Genomic DNA, 16880 nt, shown 5'->3' with positions numbered 1-16880 from the left:
AACGCAAAGTGTAAATAAGGCTATACTCGTGCCGCCTCGTCCCCTTAGTTAAATGGATATAACGAGCCCCTCCTAAGGGCTAGTTGCAGGTTCGATTCCTGCAGGGGACACTTTACCCTCCCGCTTTTTCCAGCACATTCGTCTGTCTACCGCCAGAATTCACTGAGCAGAAGAATCCTGTTTTATTTGAGCGTAACGCGTTGCCAGCTGTTTAAGACGCAACTCCAGTTGAGTCTTTTCTGCTTCAGGAAGCGCATCTCCTGCTGGATGCTGTGACAGGCGCCTGAGTTGTTCTTCAGCCGGTATCGTCTGGTTAAATGACTGTATAGTCGAAAAAACCACCGATTTAAGCTCGCTTACCGTGATGTATTTTCCTTTTTGCTCGTCCAGACTACTCAGCCGATGACTCAGTTGCTGAAGCGTCATCATTCCCTGATACCAGCTGTTCATTGCGTCGACAGGTAACGCTGCCGCGTTAAATTTTTGCTGCCACTGCATTGTGAGCGGTTTCGCCTCCTCCGGCCATAATGTCTGGAGCTGCTTTAACAGCTGAAGGCTGTAGGAAAGATTCCAGTCAGGAGGCAGTTTATCCAGGCGGGCAAGCTGCTGCTGCGTGTCTGTGATAAACGTGGACGGTAAAGTACCTCGCAGTGTTAACGCGTCTTGCTGCACAGGCGTGAGCACTTCAGGTAACGGAGCCAGAGAGGCAAAAGCCTGAGTCGCCAGGGGGTCGGGTCTGGACAAAGAAGCCCATCCCCACGCCACAGCGAAGCACACCACCAGTGTGGAACACATCCCGGTAATAAAGGGCTTCCACTGTCTGACAGGCACGGGGGCTGTCGTACGATCCTCCCCATTCGGCTGATTTTCCTGATGCACAACATATACCCATTTCACTTCTTCGATCGGTTCGGCTTTCTCCAGAGTCGATTCGCTATCGGGCTTCATGTTCACATTCAAATCGGACTTGTCATTACTGCTTTCCAGCCGTTCAGCACTTGAACGTATCAACGTTCGTAACGTATCGAACTGGCTAAGGTGTTTAAGCTCAAGGCGCTGGAGCACCGCGCTCAGGCTGGTAAGTAACGCTTCAGCACGATAAAGCTCACTAAGATGGCTGCTGTTGAATGGCAGCATACGCATGCGCTGCTGCAGGCGCTGGCTAAGGCCGCTAAGGATTTCCATACGAGCGTGTTGCGTCTTCGGCCATAAGATGTCCCACTGGTGGCTAATCAGGGCCTCCAGAATCGCCAGCCCTTCATTCAGGCCAGCTAATCCAGACAGGTGAGTACGAGCAAGGGTGTACCAGGCTGCTGTCTGCAACTCCACACCGTTCTGTTCAAACATTGAGAGACAGAGTCTTTGGACATATTGCCAGTTCACATCAGGGCGAGCAGGATGTGTTAGCTTACTGAGTTCGTCGCGGAGGGCGGCATAATCTGGCAGCGTACGCGGGTCGCCGCCGGTTTTTAACGTTATATGTGTGGTCATTCTGCAGGGCCTGCATATCCGTGTCGGTTAATTTCGTCAGTTGATGTGTAAGGCAGTTTTGCGTGTAGAAACGCAATGACGAATAAAGGAATGAATGTTATTGCTAGGACAGCAGCGCTAAAATCAGATCGAAAAAAACACCTTCATCAAATAGTTTTCCTGACTGAGGTAATGTATCAGGGGGAGTAAACATCCAGTCATTTACGCTCCCCACCCGCATGAACAGGCGTCCTTGAGAAATCGCGCTGTACCCGGAAAAAAAAGTCACCTCGACACAGCCTGCAACTCCCTGTCCATACAGAAATATCGGCATAAACTTAACCGCCCGGTTACCATAACGCAGGACGATACCGGAAATATCAAAAGTCCCCCCCTCCACCAGCAGGTCCGGAACATATACCGCCAGTGGCTCTGCATTCAGTCCGGTATCTGACAGCCAGGCGTCCATTTGATCCTGAAGCTGAGCCATTCGCATGCGAAACTCTGCAATATCGGCCTGACTCTTGCTAACTGCGGGAACGGGTGAAGGTTGTTGCGCCTGCAACTTCTTCAGGAACTGTGATTTTACTGACATGGTGTTAACTGACCTTATATACGAGGTGTTATGTCGAGATACTGCTGTTGCCTGAGATGCCGCAACAGGACCCGACCTTCGGGCATAAACTCAGTCCCGTAGCGCACCAGGCCAATCCCTTTAAGTTCAGCGTCAATGGCATAGCGCAGCTCGCCGGGAATGTTCTGCTCCAGCAGAACAACGTCTATTTTTTTCAGGCGCGGTTCATATTTGAGCAGGACGGCAGACAATGTGCCCATGAGCTCATGAGCCGTTCCCGGCATGCCCTGCAGGATTTTTGTCATATCAGGCAGCCCGTAATCAGGCAGATGCGCCAGCGTGCCGGCGCGACAGTTGAGAACGCGCTGCATGTTGTCCAGAACCGAAAGGATGACCTGGTTTTCTTCACTGACCTGTTTAAGGTCGAGGCCACCGCTAAAATTTCCGGTTAGCATTTCATACAGCGAAGGCGTGTTAAGTCCCTGGGGCATCAGTCGTCCTTAAGCGGTTGCAGCGTCAGATAGTTCTCGCCGGCTTCCAGAATGCGCGGTTTATCGGGATCCAGATCGCTGCGCTTGATAACCTGCTTCCAGGTGTCGTTGGTCATGTCCGGATGGCGGAACAGCCCTACCACCGCGACAAACTGCGCCTCTTCTTCCATCGGCATATCAAGGCTTGCATCCCCCCCCGGTTTTACCACGATATTACGACTGGCCAGCATGTCGTCTTTCAGAATGCTGGCATCATCCTGAAGCAATTGCTGATAAACCGTCTTATCAAAGGTTTTGCGGTCTTTGAGCTGGTAAACCCTGACCACGACAGGCTCAGACAGCGAGTTATTTTCGCGAGAGTCGGTGTTCAGAGCTTCGCGCGCGGTGAAATCCAGATGCAGGATTTTAATTTTTTTATAGAACACAGAATTAAACGCCGATTTGGTACCGTCGGTGACGCTCTGCGTCACCCCGCAACCTGTCAGAATAAGCGCCGCGAGAGGCATCATCCAGCGCGCGGTTTTAGTTAAACTTGTACGTAACACGTCGGTTTCCTTGTTGTGGTTTCGCGGGCTCCAGCCCGCTGTAATAGCCCAGTTCTGTCGTAAAGGTTTCAGGAATGTCATCAGGATGGCTATCATCTTCTGCTCCCAGCACGCCGTTCATTCCCAGCCAGAAAGGGTTCTCACCCAGCGGGGGTACGGCCAGCAGACGAACAGACGTCGTCAGGGTTATTCTGGCCTTAAACCGCCAGCCCAGATACACCCGCAGCATCACCAGGAAATCCATGTACAACTGACCATCCGGCTTCCAGCCCTGCGCCTCCTGTTCGTTGTCCGTCGCGAGAGCTACCAGCAGCTGGCTGCCGGCATCCATCGCTTCGTCACCCAGCGGCGTATTGCCATCAAGCAGAAAATCTTCGTCACCGTAAAAACCCAGCGGCCTGTCGATCTCTACAGGCCGCAGACAATACGGATTCACCTGCACCGTCGTATCGGGGGCCAGCAGGCTCACCAGTGCCTGCATCCCTTCCTGAGTTTTGCCCGGTTGTTGCAGAACTCCCAACAGGGCCAGAAAGCGCGACACTGGCGTGGCAATGTGATTTGCCGTGCCCGGTATTCCAAGCCCCACCAGACCCAATAACGACTGCGAAATGCTGTCGGTCCCGCCGGGCTCAAACGTGGCCGGATAGGAGTATTTACGCCAGACGCGGTAAAACTGCGTCAGGATGCGATGACTAAAAATATCCAGAAAGCCCTGCAGCGCCTCATGCCCTTCCCGGCGCTGGGTGATGTCATCGAGATACGCCGTTGGTAATGGGGAATCGACCCCGTACATCCCCATAAAGGTCGTACGGATAACCGGCGGCTTGCTGTCATCGTCTTCATCATATTCGACAGCCTTCAGTTCACTGACCGGAAACCCCATTCCAGGGTGCGGTGCAAAGCGTACCGGGTCATCTGCGGGGTGGCTGGTCGATCCCATCAGCGGCCTGCCAGGATTGTTTTTCTCCAGCAGCTGACATAATCGATAGAAGTTAATGCGGTGAAGGTCGGCTTCCAGCCGCGGTGTCAGCCGGGAATGCGGCGGTTGTGCTTCTCTTCCCATTCCAGGCGCTCTCCGGTTGGTTGCAGGATAATAATCAGGCGGTTAAACAGATAGATGTCGGTGTAGAGCGCGAAGAAGCGGCTTAGCATCTCGCCGAACAGACAGATGTCGCCGCGCCCGGCAAAGCCGTAGCTGTCTAGCGTCACTTCAATCTGCACGCCGCGCACCAGGTATCCCTGCTCAAATCGCTCAGTTTCACTGTGCTTCACGTCGATGATGGCTTCCAGACGACGGCGGTTCATCTCGCTGTCGGTCCACTCGTACAGCGCGAGGGTACCGCGCAGCACATCGGCGTTATCCATCATCGACAGGAACCCGCTGCCGAGGTGACTCAGCACGCGCCAGTGGAAACGGTCTTGCGCAGGTGGATAACAGGGCAGTGTCGGCGCACACAGGTTACGCACGACGATGCTGGCCGACGTAGTTTTCATCACCGTATCGAGCACGGTACTTTGCAACGCCCGTCGCGGCAGCTGGCCGTTGGTACCGGTGAGCGTCAACGACAAGCTTTCATCTTCAGGAACGGTGTGATTATCAAATGCTTCTCCCCCCAGAATAAGCCAGGTATTGTACAGCCCTGACGAACCTCGCCGCACGCGGGTGTGGTAGTAATATTCCGGGGCTTCATGGCGCATCATTCCGCCTTTGTGGCGAAAGCTTGAAAATGGTACGTAGGTATGCTGGCTCGATGACATCACCGAATCCACCGCATATATTTCGGTGTGCCCATCCTGCACGCGCATCGGGCGCAGCATGTATTCGGTCTGCAGAGAGTTAAGCGTCAGCGGGTCAGATTCCAGCGGGAACAGGTTAATCACCGGCACGCAGTTCAGGCGCAGGTGTTTTTCGGTAAAGTTAAAGTCATGCTCCCAGCGTTCTGCCAGCACCACGTCGATTTCAAACCAGGGAAGCTCAGCCGGGAAGTTGACGCCATCCAGTCCACGCAGGCCAGTGAACATGAATTTTTCGCGAAAGGTGAAGTATTCCAGCAACAGCTGATATCCGCTAAAGCTGCTGTTGCCCTTCGGCCACAGGTCATCGTCATCGCCAAATCCCAGCGCGGCGAAGTACCCGTCGAGCGGTCTTCTGTCCATGTCACCCGGCATCCGCAGCCACAGGCGAGCAACATTCATGGTGAAGGCTTCGTGCATGGCGCAGGCGAGAGGTGCGTCAGCATTGAAGTAGAACGGGATCTGACTGAGATCGACACGGCTCCAGTCCGCCAGATGGCTGCAGTTAAAGCGCATGTTGATGACCGAACGCCCGTCAGGGTCAGTAGACAGGCGAGCGTGTTCCAGCGACAGCGGCTGGAGAGTTATCTCTTTAGTTGTGGTGTACCGACAGCGCGTACCCTTTTCACCGATCGGCCTCGAGTTAATCTCGAAACCTTTGACAATACGCATCTGCTCTTTCATTTCTCGCCAGTCAGGGGTGAACTCCACCACCGACATCGACGGTATGGTGCGCAGGTAATGCGGCCACAACAGGCTGACCAGCCCTTCGGTCAGTTCTGGAAGGTCATCATCAAGCTTCTCTCGAAGCTGCCCCATCAGAAAGGCAAAGCCTTCGAACAGGCGCTCTACGTAAGGGTCGCGCGCGCCGGCTTTATCGAGATTGAGCATTGCTGCCTGCTCGGGGTGAGCACGGGCAAACTCTTCACCGGCTTCCAGCAGGTAGCGCATTTCAGCGTCATAATAACGCAGGGTTAAATCGTCCATAAGAACCTGAGTGTTGTGTGACCATCCGGCTAAGCGTGCCGGTGAAGAGTGAAGGCTTTAAGCTTCGTAGGTGCGTTCCCGATGGGAGGGTATTAACGTCGCCGCGCACGGGCATCCACTTTTACTGTGTAACGTGCCCGCAAACTTCCGACCATTCACTAAGTTTTGTGGAATAGCGCCAATAATTTTATAAGTGCCGGCATGTTTCCCACACGTCACACTGTCCTGTTCGCGTGTAACTGGGATCCCCTCAATCGTGTTAGTTGGATCGCCCTCGAGGATCTTCCCTCCACAGGTGGTTTTATCCCCCTGCACCAGATAGTAACCTTTCGCCATTTGTCATCCTCCTTGCAAAATTCAGTTCACGCTAACCACACAGCACCGCAGCACTGGCAGGATCAAGTACGATAAGACCAGCCAGAAGCAAATCCATCTCTGGCTGAAGCCGTGCTTTGTCGGTTTCACTGCGGGTGGCTTTTATACGCAACAGTCTGAGGCGACGCGATTTCACTTCAAACAGCAGCGCCGGTGTCCACTGCGTAAGGGTGATTGATTCCGCCGCACCATCAAGTTCACCCAGCAGATGCAGCGCCAGTTCATTCCTGCCCTTCTGCTCGGCCACGCGGGCCATCAGCAGACGCAGCAGCCATTTGTCTTTAGTGGAGTCCGTACCCGGGCGTGTCTGCAGCCAGTGGAGTGTGGCGTCCAGACCGTCAGTGTCCGCTTTCTCCAGCGCTTCCGTTTCGAGTGCCAGGATATCGTTATCCTCCCCGCTCACGGTACTGACCGGCTCATCGCGCCAGCCGGACATATCGTCCAGCACGCTCTGATTTATCCAGTTTAGCGTGACCTCATCAGCAAACGGCGTTCCGTCATTAAAGGCCAGCGTTTCAAGTCCGGTGAGGCGTCGCAGTAGCCCTTTCAGGTCGGCGATGATAATGTCGGCCAGCACATCTTGCCCCAACTTCACCAGAGCCTGATGGATATACCACTGCAAATCCAGCCAGAGGTGATTAGCACCACGCGAGAAGGTGCTGTCCGCATGTTCCAGTATCTCCAGCCAGCTCTGCTGCAGGTACAGGCGTTTGAGCATGGCCCGCTGGTCAGCCCGCGGCGGTTCAATGCGTGTTTTCCCCTCAGCATCCGGCGCAGGGATCGCTCTCATCGTGTCATGACGCAGGCTTTTCATCAGCCGGTGTGCGGGAAGCCATCCATCGGGTTGTTCACGCAAATACCCCGCCAGGGTACGGGCCTGAGTCAACAAATCCTGACCGGACGTGATGCGGCTCAGGGCTGGAGCGTCATGCTCTGTCGTGTGTGCAGAGGTCTGTGACTGAGGGGTGTTACTGGCGGCGTTCTGTGGAACCAAAGCATCCACGCCACCGGCCTTCATCAGGCGGGACTCCAGCGCGCTGTAAAGCGCATTCAGATCCGGACAGGACGCTTCTGGCTCAGCGTCCAGACTGCTGTGGATGAGCAGCAGCGCACCGGTAGTGCGCATAGCATCGTCGCGTACCACTTCAGGCCACAGGGACAGGCTATCAAGCAGACGAGAGCCTGCAAGCCACTCCAGCGCCGGTCTACGGCTTCGCTCCCGCTGCGGATAAAGCTGAGCTCCGTAGCGTTGCAGTAATCCCGCCAGCAGTTCAAGCCCTTCGGCAAAGCCAGCTTCTCCGTCCTGATGCAGACGGGCCCAGCAGTAATAAGTCGCAATACGGATATCTTTGGCGGTGGTGGTCAGTAGTTTTTCAGCAAGCGTACAAATCAGCCCGGTATCGATGCCGGAGAGTTTATTGACTTCCTCTCTTATACGCTGGAAATCATCGTCATATCCCGGCTCGTCCCCAGCAGGACGGGTATCGCTGACAGGGGAAAGCCAGGGATGCCAGCGTTCCGTGCGCGCCTGCGCCTGCTGCCGCAGCTCAGTTTCGTCCGCCTGACAAGCGGCAACCAGATTCTGAAGAGTGCTCATTATTCGATTCCATCCATGTCACTGATTTCCGTATTGGCCATCAGAGCCTGAGCCGTGGCCGCGCTGTCAACGCTGAAAATCTGGTCCGGCAGCGTGAAGCCGCGCAGTGCCAGTAATGCCAGCGGCCCGCTGCCCAGCTGTGAACGCAATACCCACTGCAGCGTACAACCATCCGGGGCGGTGAAACTCACCATCCACTGACTGCGGTCAAGCTGCTGCCGTTTGCCCTGATCCAGCCAGCGAATAAAGCCCCAGGTCCCTCGGTAATCCCCGAACAGACGCGCGCCTGCATTGACGGAGGTCCATGTCAGCATCGTTCCTGGTTTGTAAGTGTCTCCCGGCCAGCGGAAGCTTTGCCAGTCGGCCATCTGGTTGAAGTATTGCAGTTTTTGTCCATCAATTGTTAGCTGCGTCTCCACTACCCGCGGCACAGGACGCGCCTGCAGATCAAAGCTGATACCCTGACTGCCATCGGTAAACAGAATGTCTGACAACTCGCTCAGCTGGTTAATGGCCCGCAGGAAGGCCGGGTTAAAGCTCAGCCCCTGGCTGTTGACCTTATCCGGTACCCACTGGCTGCCTTCTTTGTGAAGCACTCCATTGAGTTCTGTGGTCAGGAATCGATCTATGCGCCCACTGTCTTTACGGATGAACTCTGCCAGCATCGGCAAAGAGGCGTCACTCTTGCTCGCAGCGAACGGGAAGCGCCCGTCAAAGGCGGTGCGCCAGTTCGCCACCACGGAGCGGCTCCATTTGTCATTCAGGCTCGCCGCCGACGGCTGGAGTACGGTCTCCCAGGCCTGGGTCAGCGGCTGCACAAACATCGTGCTACCAAAACCACTCCACTCTTCACCAAGGCTTGCCGAAATCAGACTGCCATATTGCTGGGTGTCGGTCAGATCCACACTTTTTCCCTGAAATACGGTCTGCGCCAGGGTTTGCATCATCTCCTGCGGATCTGAGGCGCTGGCCACCTGCTGCAAGCGAAGACGCACGCGGGTGATACGGGTCAGATAGGTCTGCAGGCTCAGTGAGTTGTCAGCCGACATGACGTTGCTGCCCGTGTTTTTGCCGAGAAGCTGAAGCAGCGGACCGAAAGTTTCATCCAGTGGTCCCTGTGGACCTGTCGCAGACTGGTCAATTGCGGGTTTGTCTTTTCCACCAACCAGATCTTTTGCCGATTTGATAATGGAGTCCGAAAGGCCTTCGCTTTGCTGGCCGGTCTGCCCCTGCCAGGCGATGGTGTTCATCAGGGCAATCAGTGGAGACTGGCGGATATCACTCATTAGCGTCAACTGGTCGGTCACATCGGCAATATTGTTCGCAGAATTCCAGCGCAGACTGTTAAGGAAGTTCAGCCAGCTGCCGGCAAAGTCAGTGAAGTAACGCTCTGTCAGGCGTGCTTTGAGCGCTTCCGGCGACATGTCCGCCGATACGGCTTTACGGGAATCGCTCAGCACCCAGTCGATTTCATCCCGTCGAGAATTTGCGGCCTTTTCGATGGCCTGCTGAATCCCACCTTCCCATGCCTGACGGGTGAACATGCCCGGCACCACTTCCTCGGTGGTGAACAGTCGCCGCGCATCGGTCCCGCTGGTCATGTCTTCCAGAGACACATCGGCAAAGTTACGGCGTACCGATTTGAGCATATTCTCGTACAGCGTGCTTTCTGCATTCCGGCGGCCAATCTGCTGTAACAGCACCTGGCGGCTCTGGCTGACCAGCTGTTCATCCGGCTTGATTTTCCACTGTGGCTGCTTTGGCAGTTCAGAGATATAGAAGGACCATAAATCCGGCGACAGGCTTTGCCACAAACTGGTGGAAACACCCATTCGTGTCGGCTGCACGGTTTTCATAGCTTGTGCATAAAACGCGCCGTCGACTTTATCCGGACGGGCCATCATCAGCCAGGCTTTAAGCTGGTCATAACCTGGTTTCGCCAGCTGTGCACGCTGGTCGCTGTTTGGCGCTGAGTTGATCAGGGCGGTGAGCTTTTGCGCCAGGGCAGCATTTGCCGGGTCGCGTATTAGCCGGTTATTCGCCACGCCGTACCAGGGCAGCATTGCGTTGAGCAACTGCTGATTATGGTCAAGACCGAAGCGCTGATACCACGGAGCACCGTCACGAACATGATGCTGCAGGCGACTCGCGTCATTGTGCAGGGCATGCAGGGCCGTCAGCTGGTAATCCGATACGGAAGGGTGCTCCACCAGGGCATGAGCCTGCTGCGCAACAGAAACTATCTGTGATCGGTTGACGGCAAACGACAGCAGCGTCCCCGCCCCCCAGACACAGATAATGGTCAACAGCGTCCATGCGAGGGCCTGCTCCCACGCCATACCGACACGACGGCCACGTACGCGTGAACAATCATTAACGATTCCCTGCCAGGTCACCGGCAGGGTCAGAACATGGCGTTGTGATTCCGTGATATACTGCTCAGCGTCGGCTGTTCCCGCTGGCGTACCGGCAGATTTATTCTCCGGCAGGCTGAACATCAACCCCCGCAACGGAACGCGCTGCTGAGAACCAGAGAGCCATGGCACCAGTTGCTGAGCCCAGCGGGTGACAGTGCCGTCCTTCAGGTGCTGGCTCAGACGCAGCAGAAAGTCGTGGCTGTTCTTTTCCGCGACCTGGCTCATACCCCGCGCCCGCAGGGGCGACAGCATCAGCTCCAGCTGGCGGATAATATCGTCTTCTTTTGCGCGTGGTGGAAAGCTTGCGCCTACCGCCTGCTCAGGACGCGTACCCTGCGACCAGTTACTGCTGCACAGTTGCCACAGCCAGACCGGAGCGGAATAACGCAGCAGTTCGCTGATTTTTTCCAAGCCGCGTAAATCGCTGTCGCTGATTTGTGGGGTCAGATTAAGCGACTGCGGCAATACACGGACAATCCCGTCCAGCGGACGCCCGCGGCGCAGTTTACGCAGCGCGATGTATTTTTCTCGGTCAGGCTCCGATGCCAGGCTGCCGCCGTAAATCAGCACGGTGCGGTTGCCTTCAAGCCACTGCTGCTGTTGCAGGCCGGGCACCAGTTGTTCGATTGCCGCCTCATCGCCAGTGATTAATAGCAGACGAGTTTTGTGGTGCCAGAAGAAGGTATATCGATGGCGGAGGTGATCGCGAATCTGAAGACTTAAAGCAAGAGAAGGGGTAACAGAAGATACAGCTACTTTGGCTAGTTCTTTGACATCGTCACCCTGAGAATTCTTACGCTTTTTATTAAAACTCTGCCTTCCTTCTGCTTTTGCGCCGAAATAAAGAAAGAGTGCAAATGCCAGTATCGCTAAGCTTCCCGCCGCAGAGCCGTAAAACCATTTATACCAGGTGGGAGTATCCTTAATAAGGTTCAATTTTTCGGGATACCATTTAGTCAGGCAGAAAATCCCCCCCCCCACCCCCAGAGCGACCAGCATTAAACACCAGAATCCCAATTCTGGTTTCTTAATCTTTGATAGAATATACCTCATTCTTCGCGCTCCTCATCGAGTACTGTAGGGGATACAACCATATTCCAGAACTTTCCATTCTGCTGTTCGCGACAAATTAATAAATGATGCACCCGCTGTTGCTGCATCGACTGTGTGGCAGCAACAATAGCTAACCAGACTCCGGTCTTTCCCGGATCGCCAAGATAATCGTTAAAATTGTGAGTGCCTGTCTTTTGAGATACGTTTTTGAGGTCAGAATCTGCAATCGCCTTTATAAGAGTGGCGTAATTATCCATTTCATCCTCCACGCCACTTAACCAGAGATGTTGTATTTCACTACTTTTTACTGGCCCCCAGTCCAGCGCCTGCGTAATGGCATAACGCAAGTCCTCATCGGCACCTTCACCAGATTCCGGACGATGAAGAATAGCAAGTGAGGGAAGCGTTTCTTGCGTAAGACGATTGCCAAACAATACTCCACATATCGCTTCTGCAGAATCTCGGGTATTAATGGGCGCATAATGCCAGGACAAAACCAACAAGAGGGCATCACTTCGAATATTGTGATCCAGCCATTCATCAACGGCCTGAGCACCAAAAGAATTAATACGGTTTAAGGTTTGTTGAATACCTGCATTCTGCCATGCCTGCTGCCATAAATTAATGGCTTTTTCCTCAGGTATTGATGACGTGAAATCCAGTAACACCATGACAGGCCTTTCCTTTGGATAAGCAGAAAAAGATATTGCAAGCCTTTCGGCAAGGACTGCGAAAAGCAGGCTAAGATGCTTTTCTTCTTTAATTTTTATTGGCCTTGGCAACTGGCTTAAGCGAACATTTTCTTCACCACGCCAGGAGCGCTGGGGGAAGAAAACATTTTCATTATTCACAAGACTATTACTGCCTGATGCAAATGGAGTTTCACACAGAGAATGCGCGGTACAGCACTCAGCGAATAATATTTGTAACGCCCTCCGTCCCCGGCGGACCTCCTGGATAATGGTTTTCTCTCTTAGCATGTCATGTGAATTCGCCACTAACTGCTGGACAAGATAATTAATAAACCTGACAAAAATCACGCCACCAATAATCACTGTGGGCACAATAACAGAAAACCATACGTTGTTATTCCCGGTGAATAAGCGAGACAGGGTAATACTCAGACCAATCAGAATTACAAGAACCATTAATGCTCGTACGAACTTTGGCGGTGCAGGTCTGACACTTGGCTCTGGGATATTTTTTAAATCAACAGGCATAGGTTTGATCTTACGGTGGGGGTGATTAATAGCAACCTAAAATGACATGAAAAGTGACACCACTTTTCAACTAGTATTTCGCAGGCCAATATAAAGTTAAGCTATTGATGAGCGAATTAACCCTGGCTACGATTTATCAAAAGTGTGTAGTACCATAATGCGGCTTCCTTGTCGGGTTAGCGGTCCAGTTGAGTATTGAGTTTCAGTCTATTGCCCCCGGTTGGTTTTATCCGCTACGGCCTGATTGTGTCCTGCGGGGCAGTCGTGGATTCTCGCTCCATATCTTCTGGCCACTTATCTGCCTTACGCGGTCGCCAGAAATCCGGACGACCTTTAAATCTCGGCTCCGGCAAGTCGGATTCGCCTTTCATATAGATGCACAGATAGCTCCAGATTTGGTTGAGCTGCTCCCGCTCTTCCCATTCTCTTGCCAACAGAAAACGATCGACTACGTTGTAAGTCTCCGGTTCACAAATCGCTCCGTATAAGTGATATCCTCTGTCACCGCCTACTCCAGAGAACATAATTTCCCCATACACATCTGCCCAGTTGTACACTTTGATGGACACTGGCCAGTTAAACCATGGAAGGCGCGACCGGCTATAGTCGAAGATATATATTTTTTGCCGTTTACGGTTCAGACGAATAGGCTGGTTACGGGGAGCAATAAAATATATTTTAAACTCTAAAAATGCTAAGGAAGAAAATACAACAAGTGACACTAATCCCATAATTCCAAAAGCATAACTTCTGCTTTTGGCCTGTAAAAAAAGGGAAAACACCAACGTACCAATATCTAACACGCACATTAAAACTGCACTAAATAACACTCCCTTCCAGATAATTTCCGTGCCAAAGCGCGGCACTTCCAGATAAATATCATTTCGTATTGATAACCAACGCAGTTGGGGAGGCACTAACTGCGGTTCGTGGTTTTCAGGCATATCTTCCCGCCAGCAGCTGATCGGCGGATTCAGTCTTGGCTGTGATTCAATAGTAAGTAGTGGCATTTTGTCGCGTCCTTAACGAATTAACTGTCCAGTTGAGTGATCGGTTACAGGCTATTATTCAGGCGGATTTTATCAGTCCAGATTGCAGAGTTTCAGTTGGAGCTGTGGTTGACTCGCGTTCCATTTCATCAGGCCATTTATCTGCCTCACGTGGTCGCCAGAAATCCGGACGACTTTTAAATCTCGGCTCCGGCAAATCGGATTCGCCTTTCATATAGATGCACAGATAGCTCCAGATTTGGTTGAGCTGCTCCCGCTCTTCCCACTCTTTTGCCAGCAGAAAACGATCCACTACGTTATACGTGCCAGGTTCACAAATCGCTCCATATAAGTGATATCCTCTGTCACCGCCTACTCCGGAAAATATGATTTCACCATACACATCTGCCCAGTTGTACACCTTGATGGAAACTGGCCAGTTCAGCCACGGAAGACGTGAACGGTTGTAATTAAATATATAAAGCTTTTGTCGTTTACGGTTTAGACGAATGGGTTGATCTCGAGGGGTAATAAAATATATTTTTAAAAAGAATAACAAAAATGAAAACAGTACAGCAGTAGAAACAAAAGAAAACATATAAAAACCAATTGAAACGAAAAGAAATATAAAATAAAACATTACACCGACTACTAATGCTGATAGTGGAAGCATCATCAACCAAGATACCTCCGTACTGTATCGCGGCACCTCCAAGTAAATATCATTTCGCGTTGTCATGCAACGCAACTGAGGTGGTACAAGCTGAGGCTCGTGGTTTTCAGGCATATCTTCCCGCCAGCAGCTGATCGGCGGATTCAGTCTGGGCTGTGATTCAATATTAAGTAGTGGCATTGTGTCGCGTCCTTAACGAATTAACTGTCCAGTTGAGTGATCAGTTACAGGCTATTATTCAGGCGGATTTTATCAGTCCAGGATTGCAGAGTTTCAGTTGGAGCTGTGGTTGACTCGCGTTCCATTTCATCAGGCCATTTATCTGCCTTACGTGGTCGCCAGAAATCCGGACGGCCCTTAAATCTCGGCTCCGGCAAGTCGGATTCGCCTTTCATATAGATGCACAGATAGCTCCAGATTTGGTTGAGTTGCTCCCGCTCTTCCCATTCTCTTGCCAACAGAAAACGATCTACAACATTATAAGTACCTGGCTCGCAAACCGCACCATACAAACGATATCCCCTGTCTCCTGACGTAGGTGAAAAACTGATTTCCCCGTAAACATCTGCCCAGTTGTACACCCTGATGGAGACTGGCCAGTTCAGCCATGGAAGGCGCGACCGGTTATAGTCGAAGATATATATTTTTTGGCGCTTACGGTTCAGACGAATAGGCTGGTTACGCGGGGTAACAAAATACATTTTCAGGCTTAACAAGAGCAAAATGAAAGGAACGAACGAAGCTACAAACCCAATTATAAAAAAAATATAGTCTCCAAATAAAAAACTAAACCAGATTATAAAAAAGATCAAAGCACACATTAAAATCGCAGTAAACAGCATCCCCCTCCAAATGATTTCTGTACTGTAACGGGGGACCTCCAGACAAGTATCGTTCCGAATTTCCAACCAACGCAGTTGAGGAGGAACCAACTGTGGTTCGTGATTTTCAGGCATATCTTCCCGCCAGCAACTGATCGGCGGATTCAGTCTTGGCTGTGATTCAATAGTAAGTAGCGGCATTGTGTCGCGTCCTTAACGAATTAACTGTCCAGTTGAGTGATCAGTTACAGGCTATTATTCAGGCGGATTTTATCAGTCCAGGATTGCAGAGTTTCAGCTGGAGCTGTGGTTGACTCGTGTTCCATTTCATCAGGCCATTTATCTGCCTTACGTGGTCGCCAGAAATCCGGATGGCCCTTAAATCTCGGCTCCGGCAAATCGGATTCACCTTTCATATAGATGCATAGATAGCTCCAGATTTGGTTGAGCTGCTCCCGCTCTTCCCATTCTCTTGCCAACAGAAAACGATCCACAACATTATAAGTACCTGGCTCGCAAATCGCACCATACAAACGATATCCCCTGTCTCCCGGCGTAGGGGAAAAACTGATTTCGCCATAAACATCTGCCCAGTTGTACACCCTGATGGAGACTGGCCAGTTCAGCCATGGAAGTCGCGACCGGTTATAGTCGTAAATATAAATTTTTTGCCGTTTACGGTTCAGACGAAGAGGCTGGTTACGGGGAGTAACGAAATACATTTTCAAGCAAAAAAGAAGAAGTGAGAAAAATACAACTAATGTTACGATTATAAGATATATATTCTGTATCAAAATAGAAATCGTTAACATAAAAACCATTAACCCAAAGGTTAAAATCGCGCTCCCGAACATTCCCCACCAGATCACCTCCGTACCATAGCGTGGCACTTCCAGATAGGTATCGTTCCTTGTTGTCAACCAACGCAGTTGTGGAGGCACTAACTGCGGCTCGTGGTTTTCAGGCATATCCTCCCGCCAGCAGCTGATCGGCGGATTCAGTCTGGGCTGTGATTCAATAGTAAGTAGTGGCATTGTGTCGCGTCCTTAACGAATTAACTGTCCAGTTGAGTGATCAGTTACAGGCTATTATTCAGGCGGATTTTATCAGTCCAGGATTGCAGAGTTTCAGTTGGAGCTGTGGTTGACTCGCGTTCCATTTCATCAGGCCACTTATCTGCCTTACGTCGTCGCCAGAAATCCGGACGACCTTTAAATCTCGGCTCCGGCAAATCGGATTCACCTTTCATATAGATGCACAGATAGCTCCAGATTTGGTTGAGCTGCTCCCGCTCTTCCCATTCTCTTGCCAACAGAAAACGATCTACAACATTATCAGTACCTGGCTCGCAAACCGCACCATACAAGCGGTATCCCCGGTCTCCTGACGTAGGTGAAAAACTGATTTCGCCATACACATCTGCCCAGTTGTACACCTTGATGGAGACTGGCCAGCTCAGCCATGGAAGGCGCGACCGGTTATAGTCGAAGATATATATTTTTTGCCGTTTACGGTTAAAGCGGAGAGGTAGGTTACGAGGAACAACAAAATACATTTTAACAAAAAAGGATATCATTGAGGAAAATATAAAGAAGCCGATAGATGCAAAAAGATAAAAACACATCGACAAGCAGAGAATAACAAAGAAAATCATTACTCCGAAAATTAAAACTGCTGTAAAAAGCATTCCCCACCAAATGACTTCTGTACTGTAACGCGGGACTTCCAGGTAAGTATCGTTCTGTGTTGTCAACCAACGCAGTTGGGGAGGCACTAACTGCGGCTCGTGGTTTTCAGGCATATCTTCCCGCCAGCAGCTGACTGGAGGATTTAATCTCGGTTGAGGTTCTTCAAAAGTGAGCAGTGGCATAAAT

The 16880-nt window shown here is 51.7% G+C and carries 14 protein-coding genes, 1 tRNA gene and 1 pseudogene; 1 reads left to right on the top strand and 15 read right to left on the bottom strand.

Annotation, left to right across the window (positions count from 1 at the left end; all coding sequences use genetic code 11):
- Nucleotides 1–38 precede the first annotated feature (38 nt).
- Nucleotides 39–110: transfer RNA gene (locus tag ACERY3_RS11210), tRNA-Arg, on the top strand.
- A gap of 49 nt (nt 111–159) precedes the next feature.
- Here the strand turns inward: ACERY3_RS11210 and ACERY3_RS11205 are convergent.
- The 15 genes and pseudogenes from ACERY3_RS11205 to ACERY3_RS11135 form a co-directional block, all read right to left on the bottom strand.
- Nucleotides 160–1491: a VasL domain-containing protein gene (locus tag ACERY3_RS11205; protein WP_373225656.1), complete on the bottom strand. Its 1332-nt coding sequence runs from the start codon at nt 1489–1491 to the stop codon at nt 160–162.
- A gap of 103 nt (nt 1492–1594) precedes the next feature.
- A complete protein-coding gene (locus ACERY3_RS11200; protein WP_047060649.1) occupies nt 1595–2065 on the bottom strand; it encodes a hypothetical protein in 471 nt (156 codons plus the stop codon).
- A gap of 14 nt (nt 2066–2079) precedes the next feature.
- Nucleotides 2080–2535 carry a type VI secretion system baseplate subunit TssE gene (gene tssE / locus ACERY3_RS11195; protein ID WP_047060651.1) on the bottom strand — a complete coding sequence of 152 codons (456 nt, stop codon included), beginning with the start codon at nt 2533–2535 and terminating at the stop codon, nt 2080–2082.
- Complete coding sequence (gene tssJ, locus ACERY3_RS11190; RefSeq protein ID WP_047060652.1) at nt 2535–3080, bottom strand: type VI secretion system lipoprotein TssJ; 546 nt, start codon at nt 3078–3080, stop codon at nt 2535–2537. Before tssJ ends, tssE begins: the two co-directional genes overlap by 1 nt.
- The gene (gene tssG / locus ACERY3_RS11185) at nt 3058–4143 is read right to left on the bottom strand and encodes a type VI secretion system baseplate subunit TssG (protein ID WP_373225653.1); all 1086 of its coding nucleotides are present in this window, start codon (nt 4141–4143) and stop codon (nt 3058–3060) included. The genes tssJ and tssG overlap by 23 nt, the downstream gene beginning before the upstream one ends.
- Nucleotides 4107–5861, bottom strand: a complete 1755-nt coding sequence (gene tssF, locus ACERY3_RS11180) for a type VI secretion system baseplate subunit TssF (protein ID WP_373225651.1) — start codon at nt 5859–5861, stop codon at nt 4107–4109. Before tssF ends, tssG begins: the two co-directional genes overlap by 37 nt.
- Nucleotides 5862–5924: 63 nt before the next feature.
- A pseudogene (locus ACERY3_RS11175) lies at nt 5925–6197 on the bottom strand (PAAR domain-containing protein); the annotation flags it as partial.
- A 31-nt stretch (nt 6198–6228) separates the two neighbouring features.
- On the bottom strand, nt 6229–7833 hold the full coding sequence (gene tssA / locus ACERY3_RS11170; protein WP_373225650.1) for a type VI secretion system protein TssA: 1605 nt from the start codon (nt 7831–7833) through the stop codon (nt 6229–6231).
- Nucleotides 7833–11303, bottom strand: coding sequence for an ImcF-related family protein (locus ACERY3_RS11165; RefSeq protein ID WP_373225648.1), 3471 nt, complete (start codon nt 11301–11303; stop codon nt 7833–7835). The genes tssA and ACERY3_RS11165 overlap by 1 nt, the downstream gene beginning before the upstream one ends.
- Nucleotides 11300–12523, bottom strand: a complete 1224-nt coding sequence (locus ACERY3_RS11160) for a hypothetical protein (RefSeq protein ID WP_373225646.1) — start codon at nt 12521–12523, stop codon at nt 11300–11302. The genes ACERY3_RS11165 and ACERY3_RS11160 overlap by 4 nt, the downstream gene beginning before the upstream one ends.
- Nucleotides 12524–12756: 233 nt before the next feature.
- Nucleotides 12757–13533, bottom strand: a complete 777-nt coding sequence (locus ACERY3_RS11155; RefSeq protein ID WP_373225645.1) for a DUF6708 domain-containing protein — start codon at nt 13531–13533, stop codon at nt 12757–12759.
- A gap of 58 nt (nt 13534–13591) precedes the next feature.
- A complete protein-coding gene (locus ACERY3_RS11150; RefSeq protein ID WP_373225643.1) occupies nt 13592–14365 on the bottom strand; it encodes a DUF6708 domain-containing protein in 774 nt (257 codons plus the stop codon).
- 44 nt (nt 14366–14409) lie between these two features.
- Nucleotides 14410–15207 (bottom strand): DUF6708 domain-containing protein, encoded by a 798-nt coding sequence (locus tag ACERY3_RS11145; protein ID WP_373225641.1) that lies wholly within the window; start codon nt 15205–15207, stop codon nt 14410–14412.
- Between the two features lie 44 nt (nt 15208–15251).
- Complete coding sequence (locus ACERY3_RS11140) at nt 15252–16040, bottom strand: DUF6708 domain-containing protein (RefSeq protein ID WP_373225640.1); 789 nt, start codon at nt 16038–16040, stop codon at nt 15252–15254.
- 44 nt (nt 16041–16084) lie between these two features.
- On the bottom strand, nt 16085–16876 hold the full coding sequence (locus tag ACERY3_RS11135) for a DUF6708 domain-containing protein (protein WP_373225638.1): 792 nt from the start codon (nt 16874–16876) through the stop codon (nt 16085–16087).
- Nucleotides 16877–16880 lie beyond the last annotated feature (4 nt).

The sequence above is a fragment of the Enterobacter cloacae complex sp. ESBL7 genome (assembly GCF_041679625.1).
Lineage (GTDB): Bacteria > Pseudomonadota > Gammaproteobacteria > Enterobacterales > Enterobacteriaceae > Enterobacter > Enterobacter asburiae_B.
The sequence above is the reverse complement of the archived record's forward strand: the minus strand, read 5'-3'. Positions and strand labels throughout refer to the sequence as shown.